The 16,399-nt window shown below is 48.6% G+C and carries 16 protein-coding genes; 9 read left to right on the top strand and 7 right to left on the bottom strand.

Annotated elements, in window-relative coordinates:
* The first annotated feature begins 93 nt into the window (after positions 1–93).
* The 4 genes from DXT99_RS19520 (at position 94) to DXT99_RS19505 (ending at position 2,865) form a co-directional block, all read left to right on the top strand.
* On the top strand, positions 94–747 hold the full coding sequence (locus DXT99_RS19520; protein WP_115567276.1) for an alpha/beta hydrolase: 654 nt from the start codon (positions 94–96) through the stop codon (positions 745–747).
* On the top strand, positions 744–995 hold the full coding sequence (locus tag DXT99_RS19515; protein ID WP_115567275.1) for a hypothetical protein: 252 nt from the start codon (positions 744–746) through the stop codon (positions 993–995). Before DXT99_RS19520 ends, DXT99_RS19515 begins: the two co-directional genes overlap by 4 nt.
* Positions 996–998: 3 nt before the next feature.
* Positions 999–2,138, top strand: a complete 1,140-nt coding sequence (locus DXT99_RS19510; protein WP_115567274.1) for an NAD(P)/FAD-dependent oxidoreductase — start codon at positions 999–1,001, stop codon at positions 2,136–2,138.
* A gap of 85 nt (positions 2,139–2,223) precedes the next feature.
* The gene (locus DXT99_RS19505) at positions 2,224–2,865 is read left to right on the top strand and encodes a hypothetical protein (protein WP_147294257.1); all 642 of its coding nucleotides are present in this window, start codon (positions 2,224–2,226) and stop codon (positions 2,863–2,865) included.
* A 72-nt stretch (positions 2,866–2,937) separates the two neighbouring features.
* On the opposite strand, the gene DXT99_RS19500 is transcribed toward DXT99_RS19505, so the two are convergent.
* The 3 genes from DXT99_RS19500 to DXT99_RS19490 all read right to left on the bottom strand — a co-directional run bounded on the left by DXT99_RS19500 (position 2,938) and on the right by DXT99_RS19490 (position 5,874).
* Positions 2,938–3,147, bottom strand: coding sequence for a hypothetical protein (locus tag DXT99_RS19500; RefSeq protein ID WP_115567272.1), 210 nt, complete (start codon positions 3,145–3,147; stop codon positions 2,938–2,940).
* Between the two features lie 268 nt (positions 3,148–3,415).
* Positions 3,416–5,074, bottom strand: a complete 1,659-nt coding sequence (locus DXT99_RS19495) for a dipeptidyl-peptidase 3 family protein (RefSeq protein WP_115567271.1) — start codon at positions 5,072–5,074, stop codon at positions 3,416–3,418.
* Positions 5,075–5,259: 185 nt separating this feature from the next.
* Positions 5,260–5,874 carry a deoxynucleoside kinase gene (locus DXT99_RS19490; RefSeq protein ID WP_115567270.1) on the bottom strand — a complete coding sequence of 205 codons (615 nt, stop codon included), beginning with the start codon at positions 5,872–5,874 and terminating at the stop codon, positions 5,260–5,262.
* A gap of 183 nt (positions 5,875–6,057) precedes the next feature.
* On the opposite strand from DXT99_RS19490, the gene DXT99_RS27110 reads away from it, so the two are divergent.
* Complete coding sequence (locus DXT99_RS27110; protein ID WP_181885186.1) at positions 6,058–6,234, top strand: hypothetical protein; 177 nt, start codon at positions 6,058–6,060, stop codon at positions 6,232–6,234.
* A gap of 83 nt (positions 6,235–6,317) precedes the next feature.
* Here DXT99_RS27110 and DXT99_RS19485 read toward each other — a convergent pair whose 3' ends face one another.
* Complete coding sequence (locus tag DXT99_RS19485; RefSeq protein WP_115567269.1) at positions 6,318–6,947, bottom strand: hypothetical protein; 630 nt, start codon at positions 6,945–6,947, stop codon at positions 6,318–6,320.
* Positions 6,948–7,191: 244 nt separating this feature from the next.
* Here DXT99_RS19485 and DXT99_RS19480 point away from each other — a divergent pair, with 244 nt between their 5' ends.
* From DXT99_RS19480 to DXT99_RS19465, 4 genes are all read left to right on the top strand, one after another.
* Positions 7,192–9,639 carry a GAF domain-containing protein gene (locus DXT99_RS19480; protein WP_115567268.1) on the top strand — a complete coding sequence of 816 codons (2,448 nt, stop codon included), beginning with the start codon at positions 7,192–7,194 and terminating at the stop codon, positions 9,637–9,639.
* A 248-nt stretch (positions 9,640–9,887) separates the two neighbouring features.
* The gene (locus DXT99_RS19475) at positions 9,888–10,691 is read left to right on the top strand and encodes a hypothetical protein (protein ID WP_147294256.1); all 804 of its coding nucleotides are present in this window, start codon (positions 9,888–9,890) and stop codon (positions 10,689–10,691) included.
* A gap of 250 nt (positions 10,692–10,941) precedes the next feature.
* On the top strand, positions 10,942–11,166 hold the full coding sequence (locus tag DXT99_RS19470; protein ID WP_115567266.1) for a CDGSH iron-sulfur domain-containing protein: 225 nt from the start codon (positions 10,942–10,944) through the stop codon (positions 11,164–11,166).
* Positions 11,167–11,185: 19 nt separating this feature from the next.
* Complete coding sequence (locus DXT99_RS19465) at positions 11,186–11,629, top strand: putative signal transducing protein (RefSeq protein ID WP_115567265.1); 444 nt, start codon at positions 11,186–11,188, stop codon at positions 11,627–11,629.
* 63 nt (positions 11,630–11,692) lie between these two features.
* Here DXT99_RS19465 and DXT99_RS19460 read toward each other — a convergent pair whose 3' ends face one another.
* From DXT99_RS19460 to DXT99_RS27365, 3 genes are read right to left on the bottom strand one after another with little or no spacing between them, the layout of a single operon-like run.
* The gene (locus DXT99_RS19460) at positions 11,693–13,024 is read right to left on the bottom strand and encodes a RagB/SusD family nutrient uptake outer membrane protein (protein WP_115567264.1); all 1,332 of its coding nucleotides are present in this window, start codon (positions 13,022–13,024) and stop codon (positions 11,693–11,695) included.
* A gap of 18 nt (positions 13,025–13,042) precedes the next feature.
* Positions 13,043–14,128 (bottom strand): TonB-dependent receptor domain-containing protein, encoded by a 1,086-nt coding sequence (locus DXT99_RS27370; RefSeq protein ID WP_220273416.1) that lies wholly within the window; start codon positions 14,126–14,128, stop codon positions 13,043–13,045.
* 6 nt (positions 14,129–14,134) lie between these two features.
* Positions 14,135–16,012, bottom strand: a complete 1,878-nt coding sequence (locus DXT99_RS27365) for a carboxypeptidase-like regulatory domain-containing protein (RefSeq protein ID WP_220273415.1) — start codon at positions 16,010–16,012, stop codon at positions 14,135–14,137.
* Between the last annotated feature and the right edge of the window lie 387 nt (positions 16,013–16,399).

The following is a 16,399-nucleotide window of genomic DNA, read 5'->3' as shown; positions in this document are numbered from 1 at the left end:
GTGTACAGCCACGCAGATGATGTGCTGGAGTTTACAGGATAATTCCAGAACAGCAAGGGGTACGCAACCGCATCAGCTTGCGTATAGCCACACATGGGCACCATTTACCTTATCAGCGGCCTCGGGGCGGACTGGCGCATGTTCAGGTCCCTGAAGCTGCCGGAACAGTACAGGAAGCAACACGTGGACTGGATACCACCAAAGCACGTAAAGGAAAGCCTGCCAGACTATGTGCAGCGCCTGAAGCAGGAAATAACAGACCCTGATCCTATACTCATCGGGCTATCGTATGGCGGTGTAATAGCGATAGAACTGGCTAAAGTCCTGCAGCCACGTAAAACCATCATCATCTCCAGCCTGGCTACCCGCCACGCTTTACCGTGGTATTACCGAGCATTAGGCAAAACGAAGCTGCACCATTGGGTACCGCTGAAAGTACTGCAAAGCGCTTTACCTTTTGCGCCCTGGCTCTTTGGAGCGCACAGCCGCCATAATAAAAAGCTTCTGAGAGAAGTTATTCTGGACATTGATGAACTGTTCCTGCGCTGGTCGTTGGGGCAGTTGCTGGACTGGCAACAGGAGGAAGTGCTGCCGGGGCTGGTGCACATCCATGGCACTGCCGACAGGGTGCTGCCGCTCTATAACAGACCTGGCCTTACACAGGTACCTGGGGGCGAACATTTGATGGTGCTGCACCAGCCCGATGAAATTAGTGCTATCTTGAAAAAAATTTTAGAGAACGAATGAGCAAGAGCAAATACATTGTAACCACCCCTGACGGGCAGCAGGTTGACCTTACGCAAGCCGTCATCCTGAAAAGCAACAACCTGTACCCTTTCGGGGAGCATAACTACGCCATCTACGAAACGCCGGAAGGTAATTTTGTAAAAGGCCTGAACAGAGGAGAGCGTGAGATTATGCTGACGCATTTTGAGCGAATGGACGCAGCATCAGCCCGTAACTATAACCACCCTTACTTCCGCGAAGACGAATAGCCTATGCAACTCAGTTTCTGGGAAAAAGACACCTACTTCAGTAACATTGATGTCTTGATCGTAGGCAGCGGCATTGTTGGCCTTAACGCTGCCCTGCACCTGAAGAACACCCAGCCACAGTTAAAAGTGATGGTGGTGGAGCGGGGCCTGTTGCCGACGGGTGCCAGTTCCAAAAATGCCGGGTTTGCCTGCTTCGGTAGCCCCTCCGAGCTGTTGGACGACCTTGCGCATCACTCGGAGGAGACGGTGTTCAACCTGGTGGAACGCCGCTGGAAAGGGCTGCAGCGCCTGCGCCATAACCTGGGCGACACTGCCATTGATTACCACCGCTGGGGCGGCTATGAGCTCTTCGAGCCACATCAGGCAGACCTGTATGAGGCGTGTATGGAACGCCTCCCCTACCTAAACAAGCAACTGCAATCCCTGATTGGCGAACCAGAAATTTACCGCTCAGCCGATAGCAAAATCAGCACCTTCGGCTTTCAGCAGGTAAGTCACCTGATAGAAAGCACAGCCGAAGGCCAGATAGATACAGGCAAAATGATTCTGGCCCTGACGCAAAAGGTACAAGCGCTGGGCGTATTGGTGCTGAATGGCCTGGAGGTGCAGGAACTGCAGGACGAAGAAACGCACGTAACGGCCACCACAACACAGGATATCACAATAAAAGCGCGTGCAGCCCTCGTTGCCACCAACGGCTTTGCTCAAAAGCTGCTGCCACAGCTTTCTATCGTTCCGGCCCGGGCGCAGGTACTGATTACAAAGCCTATCCCCCACCTCAGGATTAAAGGCACTTTCCACTACGACAAAGGCTATTACTACTTCCGCAACATCGGCAACCGTGTATTGTTTGGCGGGGGCCGAAACTTAGACTTCGGGACGGAGGAAACAATGGAGTTCGGTTTAACAGGACTGGTACAGCACAAGTTGGAAGATTTGCTGCGTGAGGTCATTCTACCGGATACGCCGTTTGAAATTGAACATCGCTGGAGCGGCATCATGGGCATGGGCGCCGAAAAGACGACTCTCGTACAGCAGGTATCGGAACGGGTGAGCTGCGCCATTCGCCTCAGTGGCATGGGCATTGCCATAGGTTCCCTTGTAGGAGAAGAGGGCGCAGCACTCGTACTGGAGAAAGTATAATTTTTTGTATTTTTTCCCTGATCTGTTTATGAAAGCTGCGTAGAAATATTATATTGTGGCGTTGGCCAGCCAAAATTACCAGAATATGCCACAGCGCTATTTTTACCTTGACGATGAAAAGCAGCAGTGCCTGACAGCCAGTTGGAAGCACAACTGGCGACATTTCACGCTCCGCCTTCAAGATCAGGAAGTTAGCTCTTTTACTATGAAGGAGGAGCTGGCAGAAGGGCAGGTATATGTAATGCCGGATGGTCGTTTGTTATCTGTGCGCCTGAACCGCCGCAAAGAGCCGGACCTGGTTCTGTCTCTTGATGGAATGCCCATGCATGGCAGTGATACGGACCTGCGCAGGCAGGTAAAAAACAATTATCAACTAGCCTTCTTCTTAGGCATCCTGAACATAATGGGAGGGCTGCTTGCGGAGTCCGTCCAATCAGAGCTGTTGCTGCACCTGGGCTTTGGTTACGAAACGGCTATTGTGGGGGTGGCATATCTGTCGCTTTCGCGGGGAATTAAACGCCTGTCGCTGTTCGCTGTCTACGCCATGATTGCGCTGCTCGCTTTCGATATTGCATTCCTATGCATTTTATCTGTCCTTGAAAACGGCACCGGCAGTTCTCCAGCATCCGGCCTGCTGCTGAACCTCGTCTTTATTTATGCCTTTGTAAAGGGTGCCGGAGCTATAAAGAAGCTAAAGACAAAAGTAGCAGCCACTATAACTGCCTAATAAATGTGTGTTAAAAATAAGAGGCAAGCCGTTTGAATCAGCTTGCCTCTTATTTTGTTTCGGTCATTTTGCTTATGCGGTTGCCCATACACGGTTACTATGGTGAAAAATTGGTGCCATGCGTTTGGCTGCTTCTTTTTCTGCCTGATAAAATTCCAAATACTCTTCCTCTCCCATTTCTTCCCGGAGAGCTATATGAAAAAGAGCCATTTCAGGAAATAATTGGTACTGTTCCATCCGCTCTTCTGGATTGTTTCTGTTAAAGTCATAAAAGCTTTTCATGGTTGAACTTGATTTTTTTTAAAACATTGATTTACAATTTATTGCCAAGAATAACATACTCTTAAAGATTTAATAAGTTGTTAACAAACTGAAATTCAACACTCTAAGCAAAGTATCAGCGGCAGCTTAACTAAAAAATAAACCGGCTACACCAAAAGGGTATAGCCGGTTAGCTAATATTCAGCAACTATATATTTTTATTTGATATTTTCGGCAACCTTCTTGAGCTACTAAAACAGGTATTTAAATATTAAAAGATAATATATAACTAATTAAGACTCAGCACTTCTGTACCTTGTTCAAAGACAATATCCACTGGTATGTTCGCCTTAGCCAATCGATCTAAATCAGCTTGCAATTGAGAACTTACCTGACCTTGTTTATCCAGAAGCTCACCTATGCCTGCGTAATCTCCGGTGCCTTGCAGGGTCAGTATCTTCTCTGACAGCTTGTTCATCGCCTCCCGCATTTTTACATAATTTACACGGTACCGGCCTGTCTGCTCGTCACGCTCAAAAGCGCCATTCTCCTGAAAGAAGTTGAAGCGCACCATATTCGCCTTACCATGCGCACTGGCCGCGCCAAAACGAACAGAACGAAAAATACCAGCCAAGAAGGTGGTATAATAATCTTCCAGGCTACCTTCTACCTCGCCTTTCTCGTGTAGCTGCGTTATCATGTACAGGCCAAGTATATCAGCTTTACCCTCTTCCAGTGCAGAGGCATGCTCTTTCAGCGCCTCCCGCACAGTGCCTTTGCCATTCACAGTGTTCTTGATACCCAACCCGTGCGCCACTTCGTGGAACATGGTATTGGCGAAGAACGCATCAAACGTAACGTGCTGCTGCTGATCCTCTGCAATCAACTCGTCCGTAATCGGCTCCATAATTTTGTCGAACTTTGCACGCATGGCGTTTTTCAGTTGCAGGCGGCGGGTTCCTTTCTGGAGTTGCACCTCCTCGTCGTTTGGCAGGTTGATAGCGATGGTTTTGCTGCCCGCATTGCTGTCGCCGGCATAGTACACCACATCGTAGGCGTTCAGGTCGGAGTCGGTGCCGGGCGTTTCCTGCTTAAACCTGGGCTCTACCGGCAGGCCGCGCTGTAGTTCCGGCAGGAAAGCAGCATACTTCTCCAGGCGCTCACTCCACTCCATGTCCTTCACCAGCACATAAGCCTCGTGTGCGGCTTTGTAACCGAAAAGCTTATCCTCGTACGTCTCGATTGGTCCAATCACCACATCAATCCGGTTGTTCTTCATGTCCATCCATGCCAGGTCGCTCGGCTGGTAATTATCTGTGAGCAGTGCCTCTGCCCGCAGGTTCAGATAGTTCTTCAGCCCAGGTTCCTCTGCCAGGTTAGCAGCCTGCTTTAATAGATCCGATGCGCGCTCCACCTCTTCCTGAAACTGCACATGGTAAGGCACCGTCGTCAGATTCCCATTCGCATCGCGGCGCAGGAACGTATACTGACTATCTTTATCCGGGAGGTTAGCCTGCTCAAACTCCTCCTTTGTCATGTCCTGCGGGTAGAAGTTAGCTCCCTCGGGCTTTGGCCCAACTCCGGCTATAAAGGGCTCGTTGTTGTTCAGGCGGTCCCAGGGGCCATAATTGATGTTGACAAAGCGCCTGGCGTTCTCATTATCCAAAGCTGTTAACAGCGAGTCTCTTTGCCCATAGGCTTCGTACAAGAACAGCTTGTTCATGATATCGGCCGCCTCAATCAGCAATGGAATCATCTGCTTTTCCTGTGCACTCAGGTGGCCAAGGTCAGCAGTCAGCCGCACGCTCGTGTACATGTCCAGTTTCTGCTGCAGGTTATCGCCTGTTTGCACTGCTTCCGTGGTTTCTCCTGATTCGGTGGTTGTGCTGGTGCAACCAAAGGTGGCTGCCGCCATGGCCGAAGCAAAAAGTATATGCTGTGGTTTCATGTAGTGTTTTTAGGGTTGTTTTAGCGATGAAGATAGTAAAAATCGAGGTGGTGGCAAACCTGCGGGTGGCACTGAAGCAAGGGTAGGAAAAAGAGACATCAAAAACCGCCTGAAACGAGGAAAGGGAAAAACCGCAGCCTTTCCCTTTCTTCCATTATCGTATACAGCCTTAGTGCTATAATGGCTTAAAACAGGCCAAAAAGTTCCCGCTGAATCTTCTCGATGATAGAACCTAAATCTTCTGGATTAGCCACAAAATCCATGTTGTTTACATCAATTACCAACAGCTTCCCCTGGTCGTAACTGCTCATCCAGGTGTTATAGTGCTCGTTCAGGTTGCGGAGGTAGTTAATGCTGATGCTGCTCTCGTAGTCGCGGTTCCGCTTCTCTATCTGTCCGATAAGTTTGGGCAGGTCGGCTTTTAGGTAAATCATCAGATCCGGGGCTTTTACCATGCTGATCATGGACTGGAACAGCGAAAAGTAGTTCTCATAGTCGCGGGTACTCATCAGGCCCGACTGGTGCAGGTTTTTGGCAAATATAAAGGCATCCTCATAGATGGTACGATCCTGAATTACATCATTAGCCTTCGCCTGTATCTGCTGCACCTGGTTAAAGCGGCTGTTCAGGAAGTACACCTGCAGGTGAAAAGCCCAGCGCTCCATATCCTCATAAAAGTCCTTCAGGTAAGGATTGTTTTCCACTGCCTCGAGGTATAGATCCCATTTAAAATGTTGGGATAGTTTCGTTGCCAGGGTGGTTTTGCCAGCGCCAATGTTGCCGACGATTGCAATATGCATGGTAATCTGTGGTTATAGTAAAAATCGGGAAGCAAAAGTACGGCTTTTTCAACAGACGAAGTGGGTCCGTTTCCGACAAGTTCCCCACGAGGTTATCAACATTCCCGCACCGGCTCTCTCCTCAGCTTAACCTCATGGCCTAAGGGCCGTACATTTAAAGGTATAAACCAAAAACTGAAAGCTATGACAAAAGGACATAATCAAGACGCACATAAACAAACTGATGCAAAGCCAAAGAACCCGGATGACCTGAAAGAAAACCGCCATCTTACTGATAAAAAACAGGATAAAAGCCCGGACCAGGGGCGCAATTCTGGTGAAGACCAGTCTGGTGGCACCAAAGGCCAAAATGCCATTTAATCATAAACAGTCCTAAAAAAAGCGAACGCCTGACAGCTATATATGCTGCCAGGCGTTCGCTTTTTTTAGGACTGTTTTAACCCTTACCGTTTGCTTTCAATCATGTGCTCGTAAGCGTCTTTGGCTTCACGGCTTCTTTTGAGGGATGCAAACTCTACCTGTAAAGCGGCAATCTTAATTTTATCACCGTTGCTGAGCTGATGCAGCACTTCTGCTTTGCGGCTGTTCAGCTCCCCAAGCACAAAATCAGCATACTCCCAGTCGCGAAGGCTCCAGTTACGGCGCTGCCCCCTCGTCTTTTCCAATAGCCTGGCATAGGCATCGCGCATTTTAGCGGGTTTAATCCGGTTGATGTTGGTAGTACCGGTTAGTTCCCGTTCCCATCGCTCCAACTCCTTTCCTTCAAGGTCCACAGCAGTGCTTTCGTTGCGTTCCTCCCAGCTTTCGTAGCGCTGCTTTATGTCGTTATATTCTGCTCTGGACTCCTCAGACAGGCTTTGTGTGTTTCGGTTGAGGCCTGAAGTCAGGCTCTTAAACTCCTGCTTCACACTTGGCCACTCTTTCCTGAGAGTGCTGTCTGCCTGGCCCGATCTGCGTTGCATCCAGGCGCGCAACTCATCCAGGTCCTGTTCTACCTTCGATTGTGCCTGTGCGGCTCCCAGTGTTGCAGTTGCGAATAAAAGCGTCAGCATCCATTTCATGACATTTTTCATAGGTAGTTCTTTTTTGGCTTAAACTATAACAGCTTATCCCCGTAAATATTATGCCACAAATATACAAAGCATATTTCCCCTACACTTACTTAACTCTTACAGTATCAGTCAAACTTTACTCAAACTTAAAACAGACATAACGGTAATTGTACTATCTTTTGGAAATAAACTTCGTTTATTATCCAAAAGCGGTGAAATAAAACGCCCCTTAGCACACTCGCCGCTACGACAGATTAAGTAAACTATGAGTAAAACAAAACATCATAAAGCCAGCTTCCATGAGACGGTAGTTTCCATTTCAAGCCAGGATGATATCTTCCTGAGTGTGGATGGATTCCCGTTTAAAACAACGCTCAGCCTGGCGCCTCTGATTACGTACTGGGAGAACAAAGAGCAAAACGACCCCAGCTGCAACGCTGCACGGGTGCGTGAACTGGCAGACCTGCTGCGTAACACCCCCGAGTTGGCAGGGCCTATAGAGGACCCAGCCATTATAGAGCAGTACGTGGATACCGTTGACATACTGATGGAGGATGTTTTCCCGAGTGCGCTCTGGGAAAAAGAGTTGATGGCAGCGGTTGTACCTTTCCGCTTTGAGAGTTTTTACGCTACGCCAAAGCTGGAGGAGCTAAAGCTATTGGAAGGAGACAACTACGTTGATAAGCTAAACCTGGACCTGAAAACGCTGCTTTTCCGGCTCACGCTATCAGCGTATACCCTGATACTGGAAAAGTTTTACAATGCCAATTTCAACATTGATGTTCCCTTTATTTTTATCGTGAAGGATAAATTCACAGGTCTGCCGCGCCACTATAAACTCAGCATCGACCTGAAGTTTATGGAGGTGAAGGCAAGGGGTGAAATAAAAAAACTGACGACACAGGAGATCAACTTCCTCATTAACCGCTACAATGACCTTGATCTCTGGATGATGAAGCTCCCGCCGGAGAACTTTGAGTTTTCGGGCTTTGCCGTGTATGACTTTACGGAGGTCACTAACGAGGAAACTATTTCCGCGCTGCGTTTCGACCTGCTGGACAGAGGCTCTGTGAGCACAACAGAGGGCTTCCTGAACCTGCAGCAGAAGATGCGCATTCTTTTCGGCCTGCCCGGCATAAAGCTTGGCTTTGCCTCCTGCCCGGCACTACAGGAGTTTGACACCACCTATGCCCGCAAAATCTGGAATGGCCTTATCCTGACACAGGACTGTGATATTGTACTCTCAGATCTGCAATACTCTATTTACGAGCCTGTGCTTAAAAGAGGGAATACCATTGTGGTAGAAGACCTGAACGTGTTTCCGAACCCGACCAAGGTAGAACAGAAACTAATGGAGTCAGGAATCCGGAACCTGATTATAGCACCACTCGAATATGATGGCAAAACCATTGGCCTGATGGAGTTGGCCTCGCCCATACCGGGAGAGCTGAATGCCCTCTCTACGATCAGGCTTAAAGAGATACTGCCCCTGTTTGCACTGGCCATGAACCGCAGCCTGGAAGAGTTGCGCAGCAATATTCAGAGCATCATCAAAGAAAAGTATACTGCCATTCACCCTGTTGTGGAGTGGCGCTTCACAAAGGCAGCGGTTAACCTCCTGGATAAAAGGGAACGCAACGCGAGTTCTGAGATTGAACCCATCGTGTTCCGGGATATATACCCGCTCTATGGCTCTTCTGATATCCGCGGATCTGCCACTGAGCGCAACAAGGCCATACAAGGTGACCTGATAGAACAGCTGGTACTGGCAAAAGAAGTGGTGCTCGCCGTGAAGGACAACCTGCCGCTTTCTATTCTGGATGAGCTGGTGTATAAGATGGATAAGTACTCCCAGGATATCCTGAGTGAGCTTGGTTCAGGGGATGAGGTGCTGGTACTGGACTTCCTGCGATCTGAAATTGAGCCGCTTTTTGACCACTTCCTGAAGAAGCGACCTGCAGCGCGCCCTGCAATAGAGGCATACCAGGCTGCTATCAGCAATCCCTATAAGGCAGTGTATAACAAGCGCCGTGCGTATGAGGAGAGTCTTTTTATGATAAATGAGACCATCTCTACTTTTCTGGATCGGGAGGAGGAGAAAGCCCAGCAGATCTTTCCGCATTATTTCGAACGATACAAAACGGATGGCCTGGAGTATAACATTTATATTGGTGCCTCACTGCTGAACAACGGCGACTACCAATCCATCTACCTGAAGAACATGCGCCTGTGGCAACTGATGCTCACCTGCGAGATTGCCCGGCGCATTTATAAGCTGCGGGCTAACCTAAAGCTTCCGTTAGAAATTACGCAGCTCCTACTCGTGCACAGCGACCCTATCTCAATACGATTCAGAATGGATGAGAAAAAATTCGATGTAGATGGCGCCAATAACATACGCTATGAGATTATCAAAAAGCGAATTGACAAGGCAACCGTACGTGACACCGAAGAACGCCTGACGCAGCCCGGTAAGATTGCCATTGTGTATACACAGCAGAAAGAAGTGCAGGAATACCAGCGTTATATTGAGTTTCTGCAATCGGAGAATTATATCTGTGAGGAAATAGAGTATCTGGATGTAGAGGAACTGCCAGGCGTACCAGGGCTGAAGGCAATGCGCCTTTCCATCAACTTTAAAGAAGAGCTGCGGCATGATATTGATGCCGGGGATGAATTGCTGAATATTGCCCAGAGTGCCAGCTTAAACTAAAGCAATGCCCATTAAATATATAAATTATAATATTTAACATTTTTTCCGCAAACCTAAAACATAACACAAGACATTTTACGTCAAAAAGTTAAACTCTCAAAAGCAGTTGAGTCCAAGAGCTGCTTTTTGTTTATTTTATATACCAGTGCAATTTCCACTACAATCGCCCCGTTTTGACCTAAACTTGCATAGGCAGGTGATATTTCTTCAATAAAACTTTTAGCCAAATGAGATTGAAAAACAGATTGATGCCAGCCCTACTTTTCTGTGGTGTGGTAGCACTAAGTTCTTGCGAAAAAAATGAGCAGGAATCTGTTAATCCAGAGTTTACACAGGGAATGCTTTCGCAAATTCTGGCAGACTCTTCAAAAGTAACTTCGTATAGCTTTGCTGGTAAACAACTTAGCCAGGTAAATCACTACCACAAAGAAAACGGAGAAGCGGAAACCTTTGAGAAGTATGAGTACGACGGTACCGGGAAACTTACAAAAGCCTCCATATATGCAGCTTCAGACAACGCGCTGCTAACAGAGCAGAAATTCACGTATAACTCCAAGGACCTCTTGGCTAAAACAGATATGGCTTACCACAATGGAGGTAAGTTAGAGTACACCGCTTATGCTACCTTTGAATATGACGAAAAGAATAACCTTCTAAAAAAGTCTCTTTTCGAGGTAAGCAACGACAAAGGCGAGAAGAAAGAAGCCGAAGCCACTCAAAAGTCATACACTACCTATGAGATACTACCTAATGGCAACTACGCTGAAGAGAAGCAGTATGTGATTGATGGAAAAGGAAAAGCTATTTTATTCTCCACCACTACTTATTCTTACGACACAAACCGAAACCCACTCCACGAGTTTGCTGAGCCCGGCAGTGCCAGTAGCCCTAATAACCTTGTTGCATCTTCGGCTCTGATACAGAACGGCAATAAGACGTATAAATATGCCTACGCTTATACTTATAATGAGCAGGGGTACCCGCTGACACAAACGGTAGTGACTCCTACTGGAAAGAGTGAAACGTATAGCTATCTATACAGTAACCAATAATCAAATCACTACATCAGGTTTAAATCGGCTCTGAGTCTGCTACTCAGGGCCGATTTTGCATTTATTACCCTTAACAGCCCTTCATCTTAAGAGTTATCCGCCTAATTAACTATATTTGCTTATAGGTACCCGGATTGCGGGTGGTCCTAATGACACTCCTGCAGCATGCTAAAAACCGAAGCTGTAGCTTACAGCTTTGTGATTATTCTGCTGTTACAGACATTGTTCTACTACTGAAACATTAATTAAAATGGCAAAAACAAAAATAACCGTAAACAACAACGGCTCGCTGCGTGTAGAAGGCGACTTTGAAATTGTGGACAAGAACGGCAACACCTATGGTTTGGGTGGCCGCGAGCTGGTATCCATCTGCCGCTGTGGTCTTTCCAAGAATAAACCCTTCTGCGATGCTTCTCACAAAGGTCACTTTGAACACGAAGCGGAGGCATTCGACCTGCCCCCAAAGAAGCAATAATCTTTAACCGCACCCTTCAATGGCAGATCGCTTCGTAACCATTGCCACATTTAATGACGTAACGGAGGCTCATATCGTAAAAGGCCGCCTGGAGGCAGAGGGCATTCTTTGCTTTTTAGGCGATGAGCATATTGTGGGCGCACAGCCGTTTTACTCTGTGGCGGTGGGAGGCGTGAAGCTAAAAGTAACAGCGCAGGACGCAGAAGAGGCACAGGCTATCATGGCCAAAATACATGGTGGCACCTCTGAATACCTGTACGACGATGACCTGGAAATGGCCCCACCCATGCAGGAGCATGTACCCGCCAGAACCTGCCCCAACTGCGGTTCTGACAACGTAAGCGAGGAGAAGTACAACAAGACCGTATTTTCCCTCAGTTATCTGCTGCTTGGCTTCCCGGTGCCTTTCCGGAGTCGCAAATTTATTTGCTATAACTGCGGCCATTTCTGGAAAGACAAATAACTAAATTCAAATAAAAAAGGAAGCCTTTTGAGGCTTCCTTTTTTATTTGACTGGTATGCTTTGCTAAATCTCTTCTGAGATAGGAATCGGGAAGCTTACCCATACATCATCACCGGTCCTGTCTATAGGCAACTGGTCTAAGCGGTTGTAGCGGCGCATGTCTACCCAGCGGTGGCCTTCGAAATACAGAGAGTAACGGCGCTGGCGCAGCATCTCATCAATTAAAGCCTCCTGTGTCACAGCACTCGCATACGGCGGCAGACCACTGCCTTCCCTGATAATGTTCAGCGCTTCCTCCGCTTCCTGCAAGTCACCTGTCTGGATTTTTGCCTCTGCATAAATCAGGATAAGCTCCTCATTCCGGATAATCGGAACCGGATCTGTATTGGTGGTATACAGGGCCACATCATACTCCCCTGTCAGGTTACTCTGCGTTGCCGGCGCATCACGCTTCGACACTTTGGTTAATCTGGTATCACCGGGGGTAGCGTCAGCGACAAAGCCAGGGTGCGCTATCCGAACCTCACCGGTGGCATTGGCCGCATAGTACAGCGGGTTGAGCTGGTCACCGGGTGAGGTGCTGAACACATAGTATACCCCTTCGGTAAAGCTGCCGTCCAGGTCGAGGAAAGATTCCTCCAGCAGCGTCAGCGCCTCAGCATAATTCTCCCGGTACACCGCCACACGGGCAGCCAAAGCCCTGTTAAACATCCGGAAGCCTTCCGGAGTATTGTATCCTTCAAAGCCTTGGGAGAGAGAGAAAGGGAAAGTACTACCTGCATCCTGCAGGTGCGCAGCCGCTTCGTCCAGCATCGCCGCAATCTGTGTCAGGGCCTCCTGCGGATCAGCAACGACAGGCCCCAGGTTATTGATATCATCCACATCAAACCGAATCCCGTTCTCGTTCGTCATCGTCAGGTTCAGGAGCAATTGGTATGCCTTTATGGTCTTGGCAAAACCTAAGTATGCCTGCCGCTGCTCTTCTGAAACTAATTCTGTATTGTTAACAGAGGCTATCAGGATGTTCGTGTTCTTCACCACCCGGTAGCGGGCACCCCATGGGTTACTTGTATAAAAGGTGCTGTTATCAAGGGTGGCGCTGCCAGCTCCCAGTAAGTCAGACGTGAAGCGGGGTTCAGCGCCGGAGAAACGGTAATGCTCGCGCCCAACTACGCCCACATTATCATAATAGGTGCCCAGTGAGTTGCGCATACCGGATTCCGTGCCCACCACCAGGTTATTCAGGTCATCCACTGTGGCATTCTCCAGCACCGACTCGATGGTGGGGTTGTTAGGGTCCGGAATATCTTCTATCCCGCAGGAAGACAACATCAGACCAATGGCTACTAAACCAATAAGTGGCTTGTATTTCAATTGCTTTATATATGTTTTCATCTGAATTATCTCATTAAATTAGAAACCAATGGAAAAATGGAAGAAATAACGCCTTGAGTTCGGGAAAGGTGTTACGTCCACACCTGTCGAGAGGCCGTTGCCACCAAAGTTAGATACTTCCGGGTCGTAGCTGTCGTAGCCGGTAAAGGTAAACAGGTTGTTTCCTGATACTCCGATTCGGATTTGGCGCACTGTATTTCCGAAAGCTGTTTGAAGCAGTGGCACCGGCAGGCTATAGTACATGCCAATCTCGCGCAGGCGCAGGTAAGAGGCGTCCTGCACAAAAGGCTCTGCACTTACGCCTAGTTGGTTGATGCGCTCTGCTGCATTTGTTGTGCCGTCACCATCCTCATCGTCGTCATAGTCGAAGGAGGTGCCGCCGAGGTCTGTAAGCAACTGTGTCAGGTTAATATTATCGCCGCCCTGCTTCCAGTGCAGCAGGAAAGAGAATGTCAGGTTCTGCTTGATGGTGAAAAAGTTGTGGAAGTTCATCTGGAAGTCAGGGGTTGCATCTCCCAGTTTCACCGGGCCCTCCTCTCCTTCCTTTATACCCACAATCTGCGTGGCTGACTTTCCTTCTTCAATAAAGAAAGTACCCAGTGTACTACCAAAAGCACCCAGTGGAAAGGCAGGCACATTCAGCTCCGTAATCTCTGACCGGTTTATCCAGTAGCTGGTTCTGGAATCCCATTTAAAGGAAGGCGTTTCAAATGGTGTGGTGCTCAGGGCCAGTTCTATGCCCCGGTTGCGCAGTTCCCCGCCGTTTACCACCTGGGTGGTGAAGCCGGAAGAGGCAGGCACATTCTGTATCAGTATCAGGTCAGACACTGTTTTATTATAAGCCGTTGCCTCAAACACAACTTTGTTCTGGAAAAGCGCAATGTCTATACCTGCCTCCAATTCCTTCTGCCGTTCCTGCTTTATGTTTTCGTTGCCACGCTGCAAGGCCACAATCAAACCGGGGTTACCTCCAATGTTGAAGGGAGAGAAAGATGTGTATTTAGACCCAAACGGCGGGAAACCGCCAGACTCACCGTATGCCGCACGCAGCTTAAATAAGTTCAGGGCCTCCAGGCTCCAGAAGTCAAAGTTGGCCAGGTTCACAGCAAGCTAGAACTTAGGGAAAGCCTGGAATTCATTTGACTCGGCATTGTTGGATGATTTGTCGAGGCGCAGGCCTGCAGTGGCGATAATCTGGTCGCGGAAGTTTACCTCCTCCTGAAAGAAAAGGCCTTTGTTGCGTTCTGTGGCTACTGTCTGGTCTACCTCCACGGCACCTGCCTGGTCCAGGTTTGTTTGTGTACCAATCAGTTGTGTCGCCACGTTCAGCACCTGGTCACGGTTAAAGTTCTCGCGGGTAGCACCTGCCGTGGTGGTCAGAAACAAGCTGTTATCCGCCAGGTTCAGGGTGTTCACCAGAAATCCGGCGTAGTTGGTGTTTAAGTTATAGTTATTACCCCTCAGAACGGCACCGCCCGTTCCGTTACCGTTTGACTGGAACTGCAGCAGGCGTGGGAAAATAGCGCTTGTTGTGAGGTTATAAAAGTCGAGGCCGGCACGAATAACCAGTTTTGTGTTGCTCACCTCACTCTCCTGCAGGTAGGCGTTCATGGTTAGGCCCCCTAAAAAGCGGTTCGTGGTTTCATTGTTGGTGATCAGGTCGCGGGTTTGCAGAAAGTTAGAAGCTCCGAAGGGGTTGTTCGGGTACAGGCCGCTTTCGTCCGGGAACAGATTTACAAAACTCGGAGTAGACGACATCGCCACACCGAAAGAAACACCTGCGTTGTCGTTATTTGTTAAGCCACGGTCAGCGGAAGAGTTGATGTAATTGGTGCTCAGGCTAAAGTCAAAGCGGTTAGAGAGGGTGTGGTCCAGGTTAAAGCGGAGCGATTTTTTCTCATAACCTGTGTTCTTCACAATTCCTTCCTCATCCTGTATCAGGCCGCCAACAAAGAAGCGGGTTTTCTCGGCACCTCCACTCACGTTGAGGCGGGTGCTGTAAAGCATGCCGGTGTTGCCATAGAGTTCCTCCTCATAGTCTATCAGGCGGCCGGCATCGCGGGCCGCAATAAAGGCAGGCACCGATGCTTGGCCAAAGGATGCAGCCACTCGCTCCTCCGTGAGGGTACGCATGCCCAAGAGCTTGGATACACGCGCCACCCCTACATCCTGCGACAAGTCAACAAGCGTTTTACCGGCAGCGCCACGCTTTGTGGTGATGATGACCACACCTGCTGAAGCCAGGGAACCATATATAGCAGCAGCCGAGGCACCTTTCAGCACCTCAATGCTCTCAATATCGTCCGGGTTCAGGTCGGCAATACGGTTAGAGGCATTGTCCTGGGTAGACGTGTTTCCACCACCGCCGGCAGCCGTGATGGCATTCAGACCAGAGGAAACAGAAGAGTTATCCACAATAATACCGTCCACTACATACAGCGGCTGCGCGTTGCCAAACACTGAGGTAATGCCGCGCAGCTTCATGGCGATACCGCCGCCCGGCGCCCCGGAGTTAGACACCACATTTGCCCCTACCAGCTTTCCGCTGATGGCGGCATCTATCGTCTGTGGCGTTGTGATTCCTGTAATTTCTCTTGTGTTGATCGTAGATACAGCGTTGGCAGCGTTGGCCCGCTTCACAGTGGTTGCCAATCCTGTTACTACTACCTCTTGTAAATTAGTTGTACTTTCCTTCAACTGCACCGGCAACTCGGTTACGGCTGGGGTAATATTGATTGTCTGCGGCACATAACCCAGAAAGGAGAAGGTGAGTCTGCCGGTGCTGGAGGGAAGCTGGATGCTGTAATTCCCGTCCGCATCGGTGGAGGTGCCGGTGGTGGTGCCCACTACCACCACACTTACGCCCGGTAAGGGTACTCCAGACCCAAAGTCGGTTACTGTACCGCGCACCAACGTTTGCCCGAACAAGGCAAAAGGAGCCATGAACAGCAACAGGGCAATCACCCTAATAAGGTAATTTCTTTTCATAGATAATTAGAATTAAGTTGAAGGAAAGAATTGAGGGAGCAGCTATTTCCCCGTTTTAGCTTAATCAATCTAAGTATGTTTTAGAATATTAGATATTAATGTTTACACATATTATATATATAGCTTTAGAATACTGTCGAACAATTCATTTTCCTAGACCAATGCCCGACACCGTTTCCTGCTCCTCTTCACAAGGGCATCTCTTCCCACTATCATTATTCTAATCTTCAGGCTCTTATAGCAAAAAAAAAGCAGCAACTCTTAGAGGCTGTTTTGATTTAGTTGAATAGAAAAGTAGGTGCCGGTTGTTGGGTAAGAAAAGTTTGCAGACTTATGACTTACCTAAGTGATTTAACCGACACCCAATGGCAATGTATAGAAAAGATA

The organism is Pontibacter diazotrophicus (assembly GCF_003367245.1).
Classification (GTDB): Bacteria; Bacteroidota; Bacteroidia; order Cytophagales; family Hymenobacteraceae; genus Pontibacter; species Pontibacter diazotrophicus.
This window is presented reverse-complemented; position numbering and strand designations above follow the sequence as displayed.